Annotated in this window: 18 protein-coding genes and 1 pseudogene; 9 read left to right on the forward strand and 10 right to left on the reverse strand. The window is 68.9% G+C overall.

Translation table 11 applies throughout. The annotated features are described in order from the left end of the window. Positions 1–1,084: 1,084 nt before the first annotated feature. Entirely contained in the window at positions 1,085–1,765 is a 681-nt protein-coding gene (locus ACFC79_RS35935) for a hypothetical protein (RefSeq protein WP_376249169.1), read from the forward strand. Beyond that, on the forward strand, positions 1,762–2,238 hold the full coding sequence (locus tag ACFC79_RS35940) for a hypothetical protein (RefSeq protein WP_376249170.1): 477 nt from the start codon (positions 1,762–1,764) through the stop codon (positions 2,236–2,238). The genes ACFC79_RS35935 and ACFC79_RS35940 overlap by 4 nt, the downstream gene beginning before the upstream one ends. Before the next feature lie 617 nt (positions 2,239–2,855). Here ACFC79_RS35940 and ACFC79_RS35945 read toward each other — a convergent pair. Beyond that, entirely contained in the window at positions 2,856–3,644 is a 789-nt protein-coding gene (locus ACFC79_RS35945; protein WP_376249172.1) for a hypothetical protein, read from the reverse strand. Between ACFC79_RS35945 and ACFC79_RS35950 the strand changes: the two genes are divergently transcribed. Continuing rightward, positions 3,615–4,361, forward strand: a complete 747-nt coding sequence (locus tag ACFC79_RS35950) for a hypothetical protein (RefSeq protein WP_376249174.1) — start codon at positions 3,615–3,617, stop codon at positions 4,359–4,361. The two genes, ACFC79_RS35945 and ACFC79_RS35950, sit on opposite strands and share 30 nt — an antisense overlap. Positions 4,362–4,759: 398 nt before the next feature. Beyond that, a pseudogene (locus ACFC79_RS35955) lies at positions 4,760–5,101 on the forward strand (transposase); the annotation flags it as partial. A 53-nt stretch (positions 5,102–5,154) separates the two neighbouring features. Here ACFC79_RS35955 and ACFC79_RS35960 read toward each other — a convergent pair. Beyond that, positions 5,155–5,463, reverse strand: a complete 309-nt coding sequence (locus tag ACFC79_RS35960) for a hypothetical protein (RefSeq protein ID WP_376249176.1) — start codon at positions 5,461–5,463, stop codon at positions 5,155–5,157. Between the two features lie 580 nt (positions 5,464–6,043). On the opposite strand from ACFC79_RS35960, the gene ACFC79_RS35965 reads away from it, so the two are divergent. Further along, positions 6,044–6,313, forward strand: coding sequence for a hypothetical protein (locus ACFC79_RS35965; RefSeq protein ID WP_376249178.1), 270 nt, complete (start codon positions 6,044–6,046; stop codon positions 6,311–6,313). Between the two features lie 12 nt (positions 6,314–6,325). On the opposite strand, the gene ACFC79_RS35970 is transcribed toward ACFC79_RS35965, so the two are convergent. The 4 genes from ACFC79_RS35970 to ACFC79_RS35985 all read right to left on the reverse strand — a co-directional run bounded on the left by ACFC79_RS35970 (position 6,326) and on the right by ACFC79_RS35985 (position 10,084). Then, complete coding sequence (locus ACFC79_RS35970) at positions 6,326–7,021, reverse strand: hypothetical protein (protein ID WP_376249180.1); 696 nt, start codon at positions 7,019–7,021, stop codon at positions 6,326–6,328. A 446-nt stretch (positions 7,022–7,467) separates the two neighbouring features. Beyond that, positions 7,468–7,779: a DUF6247 family protein gene (locus ACFC79_RS35975; protein ID WP_376249213.1), complete on the reverse strand. Its 312-nt coding sequence runs from the start codon at positions 7,777–7,779 to the stop codon at positions 7,468–7,470. Positions 7,780–7,856: 77 nt separating this feature from the next. Continuing rightward, positions 7,857–8,219: a hypothetical protein gene (locus tag ACFC79_RS35980; RefSeq protein WP_376249182.1), complete on the reverse strand. Its 363-nt coding sequence runs from the start codon at positions 8,217–8,219 to the stop codon at positions 7,857–7,859. A 290-nt stretch (positions 8,220–8,509) separates the two neighbouring features. Next, entirely contained in the window at positions 8,510–10,084 is a 1,575-nt protein-coding gene (locus ACFC79_RS35985) for a TIGR03086 family metal-binding protein (protein WP_376249183.1), read from the reverse strand. A gap of 293 nt (positions 10,085–10,377) precedes the next feature. On the opposite strand from ACFC79_RS35985, the gene ACFC79_RS35990 reads away from it, so the two are divergent. Next, positions 10,378–11,988, forward strand: coding sequence for a serine/threonine-protein kinase (locus tag ACFC79_RS35990; RefSeq protein ID WP_376249184.1), 1,611 nt, complete (start codon positions 10,378–10,380; stop codon positions 11,986–11,988). A 354-nt stretch (positions 11,989–12,342) separates the two neighbouring features. Here the strand turns inward: ACFC79_RS35990 and tpg are convergent, their stop codons facing one another. Beyond that, entirely contained in the window at positions 12,343–12,900 is a 558-nt protein-coding gene (gene tpg / locus ACFC79_RS35995; protein WP_376249186.1) for a telomere-protecting terminal protein Tpg, read from the reverse strand. A gap of 4 nt (positions 12,901–12,904) precedes the next feature. Further along, positions 12,905–15,028 (reverse strand): telomere-associated protein Tap, encoded by a 2,124-nt coding sequence (gene tap / locus ACFC79_RS36000; RefSeq protein ID WP_376249187.1) that lies wholly within the window; start codon positions 15,026–15,028, stop codon positions 12,905–12,907. A 588-nt stretch (positions 15,029–15,616) separates the two neighbouring features. On the opposite strand from tap, the gene coaD reads away from it, so the two are divergent. Continuing rightward, positions 15,617–16,090: a pantetheine-phosphate adenylyltransferase gene (gene coaD, locus ACFC79_RS36005; protein ID WP_376249188.1), complete on the forward strand. Its 474-nt coding sequence runs from the start codon at positions 15,617–15,619 to the stop codon at positions 16,088–16,090. A gap of 399 nt (positions 16,091–16,489) precedes the next feature. Here coaD and ACFC79_RS36010 read toward each other — a convergent pair whose 3' ends face one another. Next, positions 16,490–16,744, reverse strand: a complete 255-nt coding sequence (locus ACFC79_RS36010) for a hypothetical protein (protein WP_376249189.1) — start codon at positions 16,742–16,744, stop codon at positions 16,490–16,492. Positions 16,745–16,971: 227 nt separating this feature from the next. Next, complete coding sequence (locus ACFC79_RS36015; protein ID WP_376249190.1) at positions 16,972–17,370, reverse strand: beta/gamma crystallin domain-containing protein; 399 nt, start codon at positions 17,368–17,370, stop codon at positions 16,972–16,974. Between the two features lie 218 nt (positions 17,371–17,588). On the opposite strand from ACFC79_RS36015, the gene ACFC79_RS36020 reads away from it, so the two are divergent. Both ACFC79_RS36020 and ACFC79_RS36025 read left to right on the forward strand, forming a co-directional pair. Further along, positions 17,589–17,900, forward strand: coding sequence for a DUF6233 domain-containing protein (locus tag ACFC79_RS36020; RefSeq protein ID WP_376249192.1), 312 nt, complete (start codon positions 17,589–17,591; stop codon positions 17,898–17,900). Positions 17,901–17,958: 58 nt separating this feature from the next. After that, a complete protein-coding gene (locus tag ACFC79_RS36025; protein WP_376249194.1) occupies positions 17,959–18,216 on the forward strand; it encodes a hypothetical protein in 258 nt (85 codons plus the stop codon). Positions 18,217–18,218: the final 2 nt, after the last annotated feature.

An 18,218-nucleotide genomic window follows, 5' to 3' on the forward strand; every position in this document is an offset into this window, starting at 1 on the left:
TCACCGGGGCTGGCTACGAGGGGAGGTGCATCACGTGCGGGCCTGTGTAGGGCTTGGGAATCCCAGCCACCACCCCCGCAACGAGAGTGACGGACTATCGGCCTGACGGGATGCCGGCCCCACCGTAGTGACGGGCTCCGCTGCACTCCACCCGAACCCCTCCCCCACCCTTGAAACCAGCCGCTCGCGTTCATTGATACTCCGCCAGCATACACGGTCAACGCTCCGAATGGTGCAGAGTCCGACGATGCATCACCTGGGTGAGTGAACGCACTGACAGACTGATGCATCATGCTTCGACGCTGTGTAGCGTTTGGTTTCCGGCCGCGCCCACCCCGTATCCCGGAGAAAAACTATCGGCAGAATTCGGGATTGCGCGGCCGTTAATTGCTCAGCCACAGAACGGAAGCCCCGATATGGGAGCGTCGCAATTCGACGTGCGGAGGTACCGGAGCCGAACGGCCCCCCAGGGCCGGGCGGCGGAACCGCTCACCGGCACCGGCCACGCTTCCGTGCTTTTGAGCGTCACGGCCGTCACCACCCGAGACGCAGCAACGCTGCTGCCGCCTACGGTCCGCAGGGGTCCACGAAGCCGCACGCGAAGCCGCCTCAGCCGCAGATCCTGGCTCCTCACTGAGCCGCGCTTCCAGGTCGGCGGCCAGCAGCGTGTCGGTGGTTGAGTCCGGCGGCAAGATCCGCTATCACGCGCGCGCTCTAGAGGGGGAAGAGAGATCGACGTTTCCGCAGGTCAGCGCGTTTTGGGGGTCTTGAGGGTATCACCCCGGGGTGATAAATCAGGGGGTGAGTTATCACCCCGGGGTTGTAAAACCGCTCTCGTTTGTGCTTTTGGTGCACATTTCCGCGACCGAGGTGCTGACGGCTGCAGTCCAGTTTGTGCGTCGGGTGCACAAACGGTCAGACAGTCGGCTCGTGCTCGAGGTCCTGCGGGGAGGGGGGAGGTATCACCCCCGGGTGATAACGACACGCGGAAAGTGCATCTGGAGAACAGGAAAGTGCACGAGGAGCACAATCCAGTATGCTGCGGCTGGCATCACCTACTGATCATGAGGAGCGGAGCCCCCCGATGACGGCACAGCCCCAGCAGCAGCCGCGCCGGAGGCCGGCCCCGGCCAACGCTCCCCCGCCGCCTCCCCCGAGCGCCTTCCGGATGCCCGGGGCCCTGCGGCAGGCGAACGTGGTCAACTTGCCGGACGGTTACCGGGCCTCTGTGGAGCCGCCGGTCACCAGCGACGGGTTCCTGGGCGAGGACTTCGTCATGGACAGCCAGGTGTTCCTGTGCTGGCTCGCCGACTACTACCGCGACGACATCGTCACCTTGCGGCTGATCGTGCGGATGATGGGCATGCAGAAGCCCGGCGGGACCGTGGAGGCGACGCAGACGAAGCTCGCGGAGCTGCTGAAGGTGAAGCAGTCGCAGATCTCCCGGTCACTGAAGGACGCCGGGCAGAACGGAGTCGTCGTCAAGGTCAAGGCCGGGACGTACCAGTTGCACCCCCGGCTGACGCTCAGGGGCGGCCGGGTGCCCATCGAGCCGAAGCCCGGTCTTCGCGTAGCGGGCACCATGAAGGTCGACCAGCTCTCGCTGTTGGACGCGATCGACGAGAATGAAGACCTGCCAGAGGCGTTCCGCGAGCTGCGGACGTTGCCGGACCCGGAGAAGAAGCCGCCCCGGGAGGACAAGGCCCGAGCACGGGCCCGAACCGCAGCCGGACAGGCGCGGCCCGAGGAGGATGGGACGTCATGACGATCGCCGTGGAAAGCATGGTTCCCGAGTACGTCTGGACGGCCAACAACGCGCTCGCGTTCACGCCCAGGAACATGCCGCCGGCCGCGTACCCGATCTTGCTGCACCTCCTGGGCCGTCAAGAGCCTGGCGGGCGCTGCGTAGCCACCCAGGACGCCATCGCCCAGTTCGTCGGACTGAGCCGCTCGATGGTGACCCGCGGCCTCCAGCACCTCGGCTTCGCGCAGATGGTGTGGAAGGAGGGCAACGGTGTCTACCGGCTCAGCCCGCTCATCGCCGGCTTCCGCACGCCCGCGGATCAGCTGGCGGCGATCGGGGCGATGGACGACGACGACCGGTTCGACCACCCCGATTTCCAGGAGCGCTACGAGCGCCGGGTCGCGCAGCACGAGAAGGAGCGCCAGGAGAAGGCGGCCCGCCGCCAGCGTCCGGCCGAACCTCCCATCGATCTCGCTTCCCGGCGGAAACGCTGACCTTCTGAGTCGCGCGGCGCCGCACCCCTCGGTCCTCCGGGTGCGGCGCCTTCTTCATGCCTGATCGGGGTCAAGTCGGTAGCACTAGCTAAACCGCGATGTTCTGGAGGAGCAGAACAAACGACGGTCCCTCGGAGCGCGGGCGCTGTATGCAGCAGCCGTGCATGGATCTCCTGCCGAGCATGGCAGATCTGCGCTGTTATGCAGCCGCCGAGCCGGTCCCGCGGCCCTGCTGCCCGCCTCTGGAGCAGCGGGCGTGCTTGCTGCAGCAGGGTCCGAGCAGCGTGCAGCAGCTGGCCGTGCTGCACCGGCCGGAGCCGGCCTGCTACCCGAGCAGCACCCGTGTGCCGCCTGGCCCATGCAAATACTGCGCTGCGCCCGCGCCACCGCCCTGCTGCACCCCGAGGACCACCACCAGGACCACGAGCAGCACCCCGGTCACGACGGCTGCTGCCCACCGGGTAGCAAGCTGCTGCACACCACGGCGAGCAGCACGGCCAGGAGCAGCGGCGTCCCGTCGGTGCAGGCCCTCGCCTCACACCTCACACCCTCATACGCACCGCGTCCACCTGGGGAAACGGGCTGTGTGCCACACAGGAGCGGCCGGGAACGGTGCTCTACAGGACGGTGCCGTGCAGGGCGCGGTGGTCGCCGGACATCGCGTAACGGCGGGCGGCGAGGCCGTGTTCGAGGGGCTCGCCGATCTGGTCGCACAGCAGCGCCAGGGCGCGGTTCGCCGCCTCGGCGTCGGAGAGGTAGGCCGGGGCGACTTCGAGCATCAGCTCTCCGATCGCGTGGGTGCTGGCGGCGAGGTCGTCGACGACACGGCGCAGCGCGGCAACGGTCGGGTCCGCCGGCGGTTCGGCGGGCGCCGGGGGCGGGGCGGTGCGGACGTCGCGGACGGCCTGGCGGACTACTGCGCGCACCGTGGCCTCATCGAGGGCCTGGAGGCCGCTGTGGGCGATCGCGGCGAGTCGGCGGGTGATCAGCTCCGCGACGGTGTCCGTACGGCCGGAGACGGCGATCAGGGCCCGCTGGGAGAGGCCGTAGTCGAGCGCGGCCGCGGAGCCGGGGTCGGTGTCTCGCGTGCGAGACAGATCGGGGTCGGCGGTGACGGCGTCGTGGATCGCGGCGAGCGCGCGGGCGACATCGAGGAGCCTGTACGCCTGAGCGCGGCTGATGCCGAACTCCGCGGCGCAGTACGACTCCCAGCTGCTGTGCCCCAGGGGGAGCCAGACGCGGGCGGCGTGGGCGTCGCGGACCCGGGCGGCGAGCACCGCCACGGAGCGCCGGACGTCTTCCATCGCCTCGCGCAGCCCGGCCGTCATCTCCCGGGCGCGGGCCTCGCTCAGCGGCGGCCGCGCCGGTTCGGCGCCGTGCTCCTGGTCCTCGTGCTGCTCGCCCACGACTCCATGGTCCTCCGCTCCGGCGGGCACCACCAGGGCGTGCGGGAGCGCGGGCGCGGGAACGGGCCGGCGCTTCGGCGGTACGCAGGCCGAGGCGGGATCGTTGGGCCCGGTGTGGAGCTGCCGGAGCGGGTCGAGGTGCTGTCGGACGTGGCGTGCGAGGTGTGGGAGGCCGTGGCCGAGGACGGATGGTCGGCATCGGCGGCGTCGGACACGCTGGCGACCGTGGACGCCCTGGTCGACGCGCTTGCCCGGATCGGGCCGCAGTTCGCCGGGGTGCTGGCACCCGCGCTCGCCGCGACCGCGGCGGCCCGCGCCCTCCTGGCGAACTCGGAGGACGGCCGGGAGGTCACCGGTCTGCGCAGCGCGCCCCGGGCGGTGGCGGGTCCGGCGCCGACGGGGCGGCACACCGTTCCAGAATTCTGGATCAACCGGAACATGGTGGTGGCGGAGCAGCTGTGGTGGGGCGAGCAGGAGGGCCGGGGTGGGCCGCTCGCGGACATGTTCGCCGCGCTGCCGCCCGCGCTATGGAGGAGGCGGTCCTCCGGCGCGCCTGCGGCGAGGTCTGGCACGAGGTGCTGGAGGACCTGGCGCGCCGCCACGCCGACTTATGCGGAACAGCGGGCAGGGGGCCGACGAGCACGGGCCGGGCGCCGGCGGAGGCCGCGCCTCGCCTGGGGCGGCGGCCACCGCCCGAGGCCTGCGCCGCTTATCTGATCGCATCTGTACGGCGGTGGCCAGAAATGGGCAATTTCCATCATTCGTGACTATGTGTGATTACTGACGCCTAGAGTGCGATCTCGCGGGATCACTCGTCCGCCTCCCTCCGGGCCCCTGGCCGGAGGGAGGAATCGCCTCCCCCGACTCACGGAGGGACCGATCGATGGGTGAGCACGATGCGCCGGACTATGCAGCGTGGAGCTTCTTCTTGAGCCTGGTCGAGGTGGTGCTCGACCTTCTGGCTCGGCTCCACTGCTAGGACGTGTGTCGAAAGTGGATCTTGGGCTGTGAATGATCACGGTTCATGGGTCGGGGAGATCTCACGGACGAGCAGTGGGCGGTGCTGGAGCCGTTGTTGCCGAAGGGCACGAAGGCGGGCCGGCCGCCCGTCTGGCCTCCGCGTGCCCCGCATCGGTCCGGGCCGGCCACGCGTCCGCCCCGATCGGGTGCGGGCGGACAAGCCGTACGCCTCCCGCAGGAACCGCGCCTACCTGCGCCGACGCGGGATCCGCTGCACCATCCCGGACAAGGCCGACCAGGCGCGCAACCGCCGAAAGCTCGGCGCCCGCGGCGGCCGGCCGCCGCGCTTCGACCCGGTCGACTACCGCGAACGCCATGCGGTCGAGTGCGGGATCAACCGCCTCAAAAGGCACCGGGCGGTCGCCACCCGATTCGACAAACTCGCCGTCCGCTTCGAAGCCACCGTCCTTGTCGCCGCGATCGGAGAATGGCTGTGACGGACGGAGCTGCCGATGCTGCCTGCTCGCGTCGGCCATACCCTCGCCGACGATCACAGCCAGCTGGCCCAGCCGAAAGTCAAGAGGTAAGCGCGCTTGACTGCGGCCCACCCGCGGCGACCGCCACCGGCAACCGCGATAAGGGCGACGGCGAACCAGAACGCAACCGCTCCGCCAACGATCAGAGCCCATACGGTGCCGCCAATGGCAGCGAACAAGACCACGATGAAGACCGTTATGACGAGCCCGGCATGGGCACCGCCGATGCTCACACGGAACATCTCGCGCATGACGCGGCGGTCCTCTGCGAGAACCTTCTCATAAGCGTTCAGCTCTCGGCCTGGACCATCCTGCTTCCCCATACCCCGCTCCACGAGCCCCCTCAACACCCTGGCCAAGCCGAGTCCGGCAATCCCATGGACGCTCCAGCCCGCCACAACGTTGCCTCTCAGCGACTTTCGACACACGGCCTAGTCCGGCGCCCGCCCAGGGGCCGTCCTTCGGGGCGGCCCCGCCTTTGTGCCCGTGACGTGTCGGCCAATGTCTGACGATGTCCGACGACGGCAGCACCGCAGATGCTACGCACGCCCCACGAGTCAAGAAAGCGGATCCCTCCAATCGGGATATGCCACCGGCATATCCCCGGAAAACGGGCCGGGTCCGCGCCGGAAGGTCGCAGGGCCCGGTACGGGGCCCTGCGGGTGGCAGCCGAAGCGCGCGGTCACCGGCCGGCCCACGCGTTCCCGAGACCCCATCCCACAGGCTCACAGCCTCACAGATCACCGTGTCTACCTGGGCAAACGGCCTATGAGCCTCCTAGTCTCACAGTGTGGCACCGGGCGGGGCGCGGGTCTGTCACGCTGATCCGCGACGGCGGGTGCGGGCCCGCCGCGCGAGGCGAACGGGGGCCCGGTGGCGGGGATCGAGCGGGAGCCGGCGCAGGTGCGGATACCCAGGGCCGCGCTGGACGCCTTCGCGGTGGCGCTGAGCGTGCGCACGGTGGCGATGCGGACCTGGCCGAACGACGGCCTGGAGTGGATGTACCCGGTGGGCACGTGGGACGAGGAGCACCTGGAGGTGGCGCTCATGCCCGGCGGCGAGGAGGTGTGGCTGCGGATGTCCACCGACCGCTCCAGCGTCGCCGTGTGGACCATCCAGCAGTGGTGGGCCTTCTCCGAGCAGCTGCCCGGCGCGACGCCGCCGTCAGTCTGAGCCGGGGCAAGGTCAGCTGCTCTTGATGATCCGGGCGATGTCGAAGGGGACTTCCTCCGCCAGCTCGAACAGCGGCTCCAGGACGCCGTGGTACACCGGGTCGGTGTGGGGCGGGCAGTGCTCGGTCAGCAGATAACCGGCGGCGTCGTCCTTGGTCCGAGGGTGGGCCGCTTCCTCGTCTGCGGCGATCTCCACTACGAGCTCGATCGCGTTGTCCACGCCGTCACGCACCCGGGCCCACCGCCGCGCCGTGTCCTCGCGCTCGTTCAGGAGGCTGTGCTCGCGTTCCGGCAGGAGTTCGGCCACCGGAACCGACAGCGCCTCGTGCAGCCGGCCCAACGTCGGTTCCTGGCACAGCTCCTCCACCGTCGCGGCCGACAAGGGCGGCTTTGCCTCCGCGACGCGGTGAAGCACGGTGACGCCCAGGACGACCGCCGCGGCCGTGTACCGCCAGGCGGTCAACGCCACGTGGCGCTCGTACGCGGCCGCGCCGCGCGCGATCTCCTGGACGGCCTCCCCGTAGAACGGGAACGTCGTCTTCGCCTCGTGCATGTCGGCCACGTCACCGCCGCTCTGGAGCCGATCCCAGACAGCGCTCGCCGACTGCAACTCGTACCGCGCGGTCAAGACCGCCGCGTTCAACGACCGCAGCGCCCCCACCTCGATCGTCGTCAGCGGGCCGCTCTCCTCGAACCGTGCAAACCGCATCGCTACTCCCCACCCCGGGTCCGGATCAGTCCCCGGCACGCTACCCGGCACCGCGGCAACGGGTGACTACTGCGAGCGGATACGCGTTGCCGCCCGGGTGGCAGTCGGTGGACACGACCGTGGCTACGATCGGAAACGGCCTGACCCCGGCAGTTGCGATGCCGAGGTCAGGCCGTTGTCACGGGTGGCTATCCGAGCCAGGTGATGGTGAGGATGGACAGGCGGCGCAGCGGGCGGTTCACCCAGTAGGTGAGGGAGAGCTGGCCGACGGAGGCGTGGCGGACGTCCTCGCCCTTGGGGTCCTCCGTTCCACTGCCGAAATCCCCACGGATCGGCCGCGGCGGCGTCCAAGACGTCCCACACCATGTCTTCGACGTGCTCGGGCAAGGCGTCGAGGACCTTCGCGGCCGGGGCGGAGAAGCGGACCGCGTACGGCTGCTGTGCGCTCACCGGCGCCGTCGCCTTCCCCGGAGCTCCGCCATGTCGACGAACTCGCTGTCGTCGCAGCCTCCGGCGACGAACGCGTCGACCGCCGGGACGGACGCGAGGCGGCCCTGCCAGTCCTGGACGACCTTGTACAGCCCGGCGAGGGAGAACGTGCGCCGCGATTCCTCGAGCGCGGCCGACCACTCCCGCTCGAAGGCCGGCACCCAGGTGTCGGCGCGCCGGTCGGCGCGCAGCTGGGCGAGGAGTTCGGCCGGCGCCCCGGGCGCGGGGGCGTACGGCGTGACGGGTGCGTGGTCGGGCTGCGCGCTCATCTGGTCCTCCCGGCGGGTCGTCACCTCACCGTACGCGCGCCGGGTGGCCGTGGATGCGGTCATGGACGGATCCCCTCCTACTGGGTGCGCAGGGTGCGGGCGACGGCCTGGGCGTGCTCGCGCAGCGGCAGGTCCTGCTTGTCCCAGGTGGCGGCCACGTAGTTGAGGAGTTTGGCCGTGGCGCGCTCGGAGTCGCTCGGGTCGCTGACGAGCAGCTTGTCGGCGGCGTAGGCGACGTCGGCGGCTGGGGAGGTCGGCTCTTCCTCGTGAACGGGGCGCGGGGAACCGGTCAGCGACAGCGTGTACTCGTTGCCGGCGCGGGTGAGCGCGGTGATGGTGTTGAGGTTGAGTGGCCCGAAGGATGGCTGTTCGAGGGTGGCGCGGATGAAGTGCGGGTGGTTGCCGATCGCGGCGGCCACCGCGTGCCAGGCGTAGGCCACGCGCTCAGCGTCGGGGGCCGGTTCCACGGTGGTCAGGGACAGCTCGAAACCAATGCCGTCGGCATCGCGGAACCAGACCGTCTCGTCGCCGGGCTCGGCCGGGGCGACGAAGATGATGTGTGGGCTGGCGCGCAGCGCATCGGCGGTGCGGACAGCATCGTGGTCGGCATCGAGTAACGGGCTCTTGTCGCGGTCGATGGGCGGATGTGACTGAGCGCTTCAGATGGCGGCTTTCGCCGGCTGAAGCGCTCAGTGCGGTGGTGCGGGCTGGCCTGCGTGGGCTGGAGCTTTCAGGTGACGGTACGGCCGAGGAAGGCGGCTAGGCGGTCGAGGGCGGTCGCGTTTTGGGGTACTGGCTGGGGCAGGGCGAAGGACCCGCCTGCGGTTCGGGGCAAGCCGCCGTAGATCTCCCGCACCACCGGAAGGGCCGACTCGGCGAGGTCAGGGACAAGATCACGCGAGTGTCCGATCGCCTTGGCCAAGTCCCAGCCGTGGGCCAGCGTCTCGATGACCAACTGCTCAACAAGCCGTCGGCCCGGTGCGGGCCCGTACCGCTGGTCGAGCATGCCGGGTCGGCGGAAGGCGGCACGTGCGCTCTGCGCGGCGGCATGGAACGCCTCGACGTGATCGTCTCCCAGATGATCGGCGGTGACGTCGGATCGAGGTGCGCCGTTGGCCAGGCCCGACCACAGCAGGTTCTCCCAGACCAGATGATTGAGCAGGGTGCGGACGTCCCAGCCGGCGCATGGCGTGGGCCGGTCGAACAGGCTTGCGTCCACGACGGAGACGACGCTGCCCACGGCGTCCAGGACTCTCTCGCAGGCGTCGAGCAGGCCCGCGGGTTCCCAGGCGCCGGCCCCGGAGTCGTACAGCTCGCCGAGCCGCTCCGCGCGTGCCCCGGGTTCGGGATTGGCGCGCAGCGCGGTCTTCAGCCAGTCTCCGGCCGCTGCCAGACTCGGCCGCGCGGGTTGGCCGTTGATGGTGCACAACAGCTGCCAGTACCGTTCGACGTGTCCGTCGGAGGCGACTTCGAGCTGTTCCAGCAGCAGGCGCCGGGCTGGTGCGCCGTCGGTGCGCACCTCGCTGAGGGTCCGTGCCTGCGTGGGAATCCAGGCCGCCACGATGGCCGCGACGACGGGGTCGGCTGCCGGTGAGTCCGGGGCGATCCCCTCCCGTATCGCTGCATTCACCCGCTCCGCCCAGTCGTCGGTGACCTGCTGTGCGTCCCGGAGCGTGGTGTCGTCGTGTTCGCCGGGGGCATGCTCGGCGGCGTACCGCGCCATGCGCCGCATTCCGGAGTTCAGGGCGGGATCAGTCACCAGTTCGCTCAGCTCGATCCAGGCGTCGACCTGCTTGTCCGTGGGGTTGTCGGGCAGTTCCGGAGTGGCGGCCAGCAGCTTACGGCGGTAGGTCGGTACGTCGAGGTCTGCGACGGTCCGGGTCACGAACTCGTGGATGATCGTGCGGCGTTCGGCGGCCGACAGTCGGGCCGTTCGGTTCATGAAGGCGAGTCCTTCGGCAGTGGTTTCGCGGCGGGTTGCGGAGCGCAGAACCGCTTGCTGCGAGCGCAGCGTGCGGATCTGTGTTTCCAGCGCGTCGACGTGAACCGCGGCCACCTCCGCCAAGGTGCGCTCGCGGTCGAGTACGCCGCGGATCGCCGCGAGGCCGAGTCCGAGCTCGCGAAGCGTCCGTGCCAGCCCCAGACGAGCCAGAGAACCGGCGTCGAAGAGGCGGTATCCGGCGGCTGTCCGCCAGGCCGGCGGGACGAGCCCCATGTCGGACCAGTGTCGGATGAGCTTCACCGACAGCCCGGTCTTCCGCGCGACCTCTCCGATGCTCAACAGAGCCCTGTCGTCGACGTGCATGTGCCCGACCCTCAGCTCTCCCACAGTGGGAGAGTCAACCACTCGGGCCGACCCCTCGCCCTCCACCGTCACGGGCGGCGGTCGACCCGCCAGATGAATCGCTCACACTCGCCAAATCAGGCGCCGACTCGCCAACAAAAGCCCTCAGTGTGCGAGTTGAGCAAAGCATCTGCCCGGAAGAACCAGCAGCGCCGGGAGCTGAGCTCTACTTTCCACGGGACGCGAGATGCTGCCGGACCGGCCTACCGCTGTCCGCTGCTGAGAGGCATGATCTGTGCTGGGAGGTGGTGAGGGTGGAGCCCTTGGCGGAGACTGACCCGCGGGAGATCGGGCCATACCAATTACTGGCCGTACTGGGCCGCGGCGGTATGGGCCGGGTCTTTCTGGGGACTGCGTCGGACGGCCAGCCGGTGGCAGTCAAACTTATTCGCACAGCTCTCGCCGACGACGCCCATCACCAAGGGCGGTTCAGGCGGGAGGTTGCCGCGGCACGAAGGGTCCGGGGCGCATACACCGCCCCCGTGCTCGACGCGGACCTCAATGCGGCCACTCCATGGTTGGCCTCCGGCTTCATCTCCGGCCCCTCGTTGCAGCAGGTGGTCGATGCTGGTGTGGCCGGTGACGTCGTCGGCGGCGTCACCACCGATGCCGCCACCGGCGACGTCGCTGCTGGGACGCTTCCGGAGGAGGCCGCCTTGCGGCTGGCTACCGGCCTCACCGCCGCCCTCGACGAGATCCACGGGGCAGGCCTGGTGCACCGGGACCTCAAGCCGGACAACATCCTCCTCACTGATGAAGCCACCATGCCTGGTGGCCCGCTCACTGGCCAGGGCAGCGCGCTGGTCAACGACCAGGGTGTCCGGGTGGTCGACTTCGGTATCGCGTTGGCCACCGATGACGCTCCAGGCAGCACCAGGCTGACACGGACCGGGTGGGTGGTCGGCTCGCCTCCCTACATGTCTCCCGAACAGGTCGAAGGAGTCGCGATCACGCCGGCGAGCGACATCTTCTCTCTCGGTTCCGTGCTGGTCATGGCTTGTACCGGAGTGAGCCCCTTTGCGGGAACGTCGCTCCAGCAGGTGCTTCACAGCGTCCTGCACTCCGAGCCCGACCTGTCGGCGCTCCCCGACCGCATACGGCGGGTCGCCGAAGCGTGCCTGGCCAAGGACCCGGCCGAGCGACCCGACCTGAACCGACTACGAGACCTCATCGGCCAAGCCGCCCCGTCCACACGGCCCTGGCCCTCACGCGTCAGGGACCTCATACGGGCCCAGCGCGCCGAGGCCGACCGGGTTCTCGGACCCATTCACGACACGACCGCCGCGGGAGCAGAGGGAGACGAAAAGATCGATCCGGAGTCATGGAGCAGCAAGGCAACTGATCCGATTCCGTTCACTGCGGACGCTCTGCTGCCTGAGAAGTTCGTCAACGACCTCGAAACCGAGTACCTACGGGTGGCGGCGGGTCCCCGGCCGACCGAAGAGGTCGGGCCCACAAACGTGGTCTCCGTGCTCACCTCCTGTGACTGTCCACAGGTGATGTCCGGGGTCTATCTGGAGCAGCACAGCTCGAACCCGCCCATCCTGGTCTCCGTCACCGTATTCCCGATGCCGGACAGCACGACGGCCAGCATGGTCTACGATTTTCTGATCAAGGACGGCTTGTACTTCAAGGAGCTGGCACTCTGGTCCGCCCAGACCAACAGCGATGGCAGCCCTCGCCGAAGCAACTTCAGCGACGGATATTTCATGCGCGCCCACATCCGCTGGACGGGGCGCTATGTGATCACCGTCCGCGCTCTGCGCACCGACCTCGCCGCGGAAGCATGGCTCTATCCGTATGTGCTTGCCGCGACAGGCCGAGCGGTCCGTTCCTGCGGCCCGGAGAACTTCGGAAAGCGTTGACTGAACTTATGAGACCGCCCACCCGAGTGATGCACCGTCGACCGCGCACGCTCGCCGCCGCGGCCTACAGCTGCATCCAAGCCGCCCACGGTGAAACCCAATTCACCCCCACACCCGGCCGGAAGCCCTGAACAGCCCCGAGGTCGACACGGCATGGCGACAGGACCCGTTCACCGTCAGTCACTGGCTCCGGCAGAAGGGTGCCGCTTCTACCAGCAGATGAAGCCACTGCTCGACACCTACGCCGAGCAGCTCGCCCAGAACATCGACAAGCACTCAAACGGCCAACTCACACGCTCACTGGCCAACTGAAGCGCACAGCGGAAATTCCATGGTCATGTTTTTGGCTCCTACTCAGTAGTCCAGGTCCAAATAGTCGATGTCGTTGATTTCCACGTCCGACAGTCCCATGGCGCGGCCGCCGCCGTCCTGGAAATACACTTCTTTGAACCCTTCGGCGATGATGCCGCGCATCTGCTGGTCGCTGGCCCCCGCGTCGCGGGCGTCGAACAGGCGCTGCGCGTACTCCGGAGGGAGGTGCACGGTGAGTCGCCGGAACCGTCCGTCGTCGGTCGTGCCGACCGGCGCGGTGTAGCCGAACCGGGCCCGGGTCTCCACCGTGATCCCGGTGCTGGTGGCCGCCTTCTTCTGCCGGCGCTTGCGCACCATGGGCTGCCACCGCTGACGTACGGCGTCGTCGATCTTCGCCGCGACGTCGGCGCGGGCGTGCTTGCGGGCGCCGCGCCGGTAGCGGTTCACGGAGTCGGCGGTGACCCCGAGCTCCTGGGCGACGGCCTTCGCGCTGCCGAACTGCTTGAGCAGGAACCCGATCTGCCCCTTGAGGGTCTTGGGCGGGTCCTTGGTGAACGCCTCGCGGTCGGCCCGCTCGATCGCGTCGTCGATCTCCCCCACAGCCCTACTCCCCTTCGTCCAGGACGGCGTCGCCGCCCTTGATGTGCCTCGCGGGGTTCAGCCCCTTCTCCATCAGGTCGACCGCCCAGGCCATCTCCTGGACGCCCTCCAGCTTCGCCAGGCCCGGCGTGGGCCCGAGGCGGAACCCGCCAGGCTGCGGCTTGCCCGAGGCCGCGTACGGCAGGAAGTCCAGCGGGGAGGCGCCGGGGCTCGGGTAGACGACGCAGTCGGAGAGCACGGCGAGCGGGAACAGCCCGGTCATCTTCGCCATGTTCAGCAGCTTGCGGTGCATGTTGACGCGGGCCTTGGAGATGACGGCGGCGCGGATGTCCGGGCGCCAGGTCGGCCGCATCATGGCCGGCCACGGCTCGCCCTCCTTGTAGTTCTTGCCCTGCGGGTTCTCGAACAGCTTCCCGATACCGCCCTTCACCGTGCCCTTGATCGCGGACAGCACCGCGTTCATGGCCGGGTCGACGTCCTTGTGTCGCTCCATCGCCGCCAGGAACTCGGTGTCGGTGAGGTCCTTGGTGACGCCGAGGTCGGCGAGGGTGTCGACGTACGCGGTCTTGAGGCGGTCGTGCCACGGGTCCAGGTACGCGCCGGTCTCCTTGCGCAGGTACGCCTCGATCGGGGCGACGTTGTAGCCGAGCTCCTGGGCGTAGGCGACGGTGTGCGTCTGGTACCAGGCCGGGCTGGTCGGGCGCTCGCCGGTCGGCGTGAACGGTGACGGGAGGCGGGGGTCCAGTTCGACGTGGCTCAGGTCGACCAGCCACGATCCCGGGATCTTCGGGTTGAAGGCCGGGTTCAGGAAGTGCACCGGCTCCGACAGACCGACCGTCAGCCTCGCGGCGGCGGCGAGGAACGCGGTGTTGAGGTCCAGACCCACCGCGAAGGGGAGCAGGCACTCCTCATCGGTGAGCGTGTCCACCGACCGCACCCACTGGTACGCCTCTTCGTGCAGGAAGCCGCCCTTCCACCCGGAGTGGTAGATCGCGGGGTGCTCGGGCTGGCCCTCCGGCGGCGCCGGGTCCATCTGCTCCGTGCCCAGCGAGCCCGGGTTGAGGCCGGACACCCAGTTACCGGTCGCTTCGTCGCGCACGGGCCGGGTCGGCGGGCGCAGCGCGGTCATCAGCTCCAGGCCGTTGACCGCGGTGCCGCCGCGCGGGGTGATGACCCGCTGGGCGTACACGCCGAGGACGCGGGCGACGTCGGCCGGCTCCATGTCCGCGACGCCGGGCCAGGAGCGGGAGTCGAGGGCGTCCCACGGCAGGATCGCCAGCTGAACGCACTGCCGCTCGCGGCCCTGCGCCTTGCGGTAGATCCGCGCCCACGGCCCGAAGCCCCGCTGGGTGAGCTGCCACTTCGCCTTCAGTACCTGCTTGACGACCGGGTGGTCCTCGGGCAGGCGCAGGCCGCGCCGGTCCTCCAGGCGCTCGGGCAGCCCGAGCTTCGCGGCCGCGGACTGCGTGAGGACGATCAGCGGGTCGGCGTCCTTGCCGTGACGGTGCAGCTTCGCGGCCCCGAGGCCGGACTCGCGCAGCGTCCACTCCACCAGCTCCACCACCGTGGTCGCCGGGCAGTCGAGGACCAGGCCGTCGATGCCGTACGCGGAGCCGTCGCCATCGAGGACGGCCAGCGGGCCGTGGGGGAAGCGCGGGTCGACGGCGGGCACGGCGGCCTTCTTCGCCGCCGGGCGCCGGGACGACGTCGCCGGGCGCGCGGCCGGACGGGCGGGGCGTTCGGGCGTGGCCGGGGCGGCAGGAGCCTGGGCCGGTGCGGCGGTCTCTGCCCGCTCCGGGGTGGCCGGGCCAGTGAAGGTCTCGGGCACCGGCTCCGGTGTGCCGGTCGGGGCAGGGGTGGGCGCCGCGGGTGTGCCGTGCGCGGGGTACTTCGCGGCCCATCCCTTCAGCAGCCGCTGGTACGCCTCCAGGCGCGGTGACTTCGGCTCGGAGCGGCCGTTCTCGTAGTTCTTGACCGTCTGAGTCGTGGTTTTCAGCGCGGCCGCGAGGCGGGCCTGGGTGATGCCGGCGGCCTCGCGGAGCCGGGCGCGCTCCGCCGGGGGCGGGAGCTGCGGCTCCTCCTCCAGCAGGGCGTCGATGTTCGCGAACAGCTCTTCCTCGGTTGCCATGCGGATCTCCTCTCGTGTCACCACCCTAGCAGCGTTTACCCTGCGCTTTAACCCATTTATTTAACCTGATCGGGCTTTTTGTCGAGGGGGTGAAACGCGTGAAGGCCGCCCGGCAGGTTGTCCTGTGCCATCGAACCTTGACCGTTTGCCATCGAACTTTGACGGACGCGAGCTTGTGTCATCGAAGTTTGATCAGCGCAGGTCAGAGGCTCGTGATGGCCGAGCCGAGCACCGCCGGGCTCTCGCGTGGATGCGCGGTCGAGCGCGGGGCTCCGAAGGCCGCACGCCACCACAGCGCCCTGACCAGGGATGATGTCGATCAAACTTCGATGGCACGCAGTCAAGGTTCGATGACACAGGACACCGGCGGATGTCCTGTGTCATCTCTCGCAGCGAAGGTTGAGCGTTGTCACCGAAGGCTGGTGGCCGCCAGGTTTTCTCAACGAAGGTTGAGTGATCGTTTGGGTCCCGCTGTCTGGGGAGACGGTGGGGAACCGGTACGCGCGTACAGAGATGGCGTATCCCTGGCACGCTCGATCTTGGTGGTTTGGCTGCCCTGGCGGGCCGGCCGCTCTATTCTTTCCGATCATGCGAGCCCTCTTTCCAGGATCCTTCGACCCGGTCACTCAAGGGCACCAGGACGTTCTCCGCCGCGCCTCCCTCCTGTTCGACGAGGTCGTTGTCTGCGTGATGTTCAATTCGAACAAGACCGGCCGCTTCCCCATCACCGAACGGCTGGACCGGCTCCGCGCGGTAGCAACTGGCCTGAGCAACGTCACGGTCGACTCCCACACCGGCGGCCTGCTGGTCGACTACTGCCGCCGAGCCGGAATCGACGTCGTCATCCGCGGAGTCCGCGACGTTCACGACCTGGACTATGAAATGCCGATGGCCCGCATGAACCAGGAATTGGCCGGATTCGAAACGTTCTTCATCGCTGCAGACCCCGCCCTGGCCCACGTCTCCTCCTCACTCGTCACCGCGATGAGTCAGCACGAAGGTTCGAGCAAGCTTCTTTCAGCAGGTGAGGGCCGCAGCAAGGGGGAGGAAGGCCGCGAATAGGCTGCCCCGTCGCAGTCACTCAACCTTCGATGCGAATCGCTCAACTTCCTCTACGACAGGTCACTGTGCCATCGAACCTTGACCGTTTGCCATCGAACTTTGACGGACGCGAGCTTGTGTCATCGAAGTTTGATCAGCGCAGGTCAGAGGCTCGTGATGGCCGAGCCGAGCACCGCCGGGCTCTCGCGTGGATGCGCGGTCGAGCGCGGGGCTCCGAAGGCCGCACGCCACCACAGCGCCCTGACCAGGGATGATGTCGATCAAACTTCGATGGCACGCAGTCAAGGTTCGATGACACAGGACACAGGTGCCGGGCGGCCTTCACGAGAAGTGTCGTCTGCTGTGAGGACGTCAGTGGAGTTTTGCCACCGGATGTCAGTGGTTCTGCCATGAGGTGTGTCAGTAGGCAGGGCTGTCGTCGTCGGCGAGGCGGAGGCTGTACCGAACGTCGTCGGTCAGGACGGCGGTGCCGTCGTCGGCGCGGACCAGGAGCCCGGCGTCGATCAGGCCCGCGACGGTGGCCGCGATCGGCTCCTCGGAGTCGGTGGAGACGGAGCCCTCGTAGGAGGCCTGGAACAGCACGGCCGCGTCCTGGTTGCTGAGGACGTCGCGCTGGAGCGGCCGGTAGTGCGCATCGCTCGGGTGACGCCTCACCTCAGACTGTCCAGCCGCGCCATGCACCGAGCAGGTCGGTGTAGACCCGCTCATAGGACTCCCTCGCGTCCTCCGCCGTCACTCTCCAGCATCGCCAAACCGCTGTACGCAGAAAGTGCCTACCGCCTGGACCAAAAGAACCCCTAGAAAAGGTTCATCGCCCCAGCTCAGAAGGCACTTTCGCGTATCCGGCCAGTATCCGGACAGTCCCAGCCGAAACGGCGAAGTTAGTGGATCTTGATCGAGACGATCTTGTGGACCGGGTTCTTACCAGCCTTCCACGTATCCCACTTCTTGAGCGTGACGCTTTCGAGGCTCGGGTTGTTCAAACTCCGCTGGAACTGGAAGGTCACAACGTTGTTCCCCGACTCGACCCAGTTGACGCCGTAGATGGCGACGCCCGTCTGTCCGGCGTTGGCGTAGCAGAGCACGTCTTTGCCGTTGTTGTTGTGAATTTCGACGTAGCTGGTCTCGTTGCAGGCCGTGCGGTTGATGTACGACACGGCGGGCGCGGTTGCAGCCGGAGCCGCCGCGATGGGCGTGGCTACGGCGGAGGCGGCCGTGGCGGCCAGCACCGCCATGGCAGCGGCAGCGACACCCAAGGAGGGGCGCACAGGCAGCTTCATGTTCTCTCACTCTCATATCCGGGAGAAGGAGTGCAAACCGTTACATGCCGACTACGCTTGGCTTTCGCGTGGTGGGAAGCCCTGCACGCGATCGGAAACGCAAAGAGTGTTCCTGACCTGCAACGATGTGCCTGGCTCAGGGGCCGGGGCAGCGTATGAAGAACCACTCTTCGAGTGAACAGGCGTATCGGGTTCAACCCCGCGTGTCCGAGTCGTAGGTGGCGGGCACCCTGCACCCGCCGTGCGGCGCGCAGGTGGGCGATTGGCTGATTTCCAGGACCCGTTGGCGGGGCCGGGGCACCTGCGACCAGCGGCCGTCGGGCTGGGTGCTGCAGAAACTCGGCGGCCGCCGGCCTGGCCAGGCGGTGGTGCATGCGGTCGACTGCGACGAGGCCCCGCCCGGGGCGCCCGTGCTGTCCCTGGACCGGGCGCTGGACGCTGCGGAGCGGCCGGGAGTCAGGCTGTGTACCTGGTGCGGTGCGGCGGCCGAGCTCGCCCCGGTGCTACGGGGCTTCGGTCACGAGGACTAGCAGCGGGGCCAGACCTGCGGCAGGGCCCTGCCGCACGCGGTGTCCGCACGATCTGGGAATGACGACCCGCCGCCGGCTGGGGCCTGGCCCCGCCGAACACCGCTCCCCCGCTGCGACGGACACCCCCGCCCCCGGCCCCGCTCATCCCCGGGTCCATGCGGCCGAAGCGGATCTGGACGGGGGCACGCTCTACCGCCCCGAACTTGACTCGCTCGCCGACATGCGCGCCCGCGGAGTCCTTGGCCAGCGCCCCGCGGCGCCGGACCCCGCCCCTCGCGCGTACGGCCATGGCGCAGGGGCACAGGCGGAGAGCTGACG

The organism is Streptomyces sp. NPDC056061, from assembly GCF_042266885.1.
In the GTDB taxonomy this organism is placed as follows: Bacteria; Actinomycetota; Actinomycetes; order Streptomycetales; family Streptomycetaceae; genus Streptomyces.

Coding starts and splice junctions, on each gene's coding strand:
- tap (WP_376249187.1), bottom strand. CDS start 15,028: ATGGCAACCGAGGAAGAGCTGTTCGCGAACATCGACGCCCTGCTGGAG.
- ACFC79_RS36015 (WP_376249190.1), bottom strand. CDS start 17,370: ATGAAGCTGCCTGTGCGCCCCTCCTTGGGTGTCGCTGCCGCTGCCATG.
- ACFC79_RS35970 (WP_376249180.1), bottom strand. CDS start 7,021: ATGCGGTTTGCACGGTTCGAGGAGAGCGGCCCGCTGACGACGATCGAG.
- ACFC79_RS36025 (WP_376249194.1), top strand. CDS start 17,959: ATGACGACCCGCCGCCGGCTGGGGCCTGGCCCCGCCGAACACCGCTCC.
- ACFC79_RS35940 (WP_376249170.1), top strand. CDS start 1,762: ATGACGATCGCCGTGGAAAGCATGGTTCCCGAGTACGTCTGGACGGCC.
- ACFC79_RS35935 (WP_376249169.1), top strand. CDS start 1,085: ATGACGGCACAGCCCCAGCAGCAGCCGCGCCGGAGGCCGGCCCCGGCC.
- ACFC79_RS35960 (WP_376249176.1), bottom strand. CDS start 5,463: ATGGGGAAGCAGGATGGTCCAGGCCGAGAGCTGAACGCTTATGAGAAG.
- coaD (WP_376249188.1), top strand. CDS start 15,617: ATGCGAGCCCTCTTTCCAGGATCCTTCGACCCGGTCACTCAAGGGCAC.
- ACFC79_RS35975 (WP_376249213.1), bottom strand. CDS start 7,779: ATGAGCGCGCAGCCCGACCACGCACCCGTCACGCCGTACGCCCCCGCG.
- ACFC79_RS35985 (WP_376249183.1), bottom strand. CDS start 10,084: ATGCACGTCGACGACAGGGCTCTGTTGAGCATCGGAGAGGTCGCGCGG.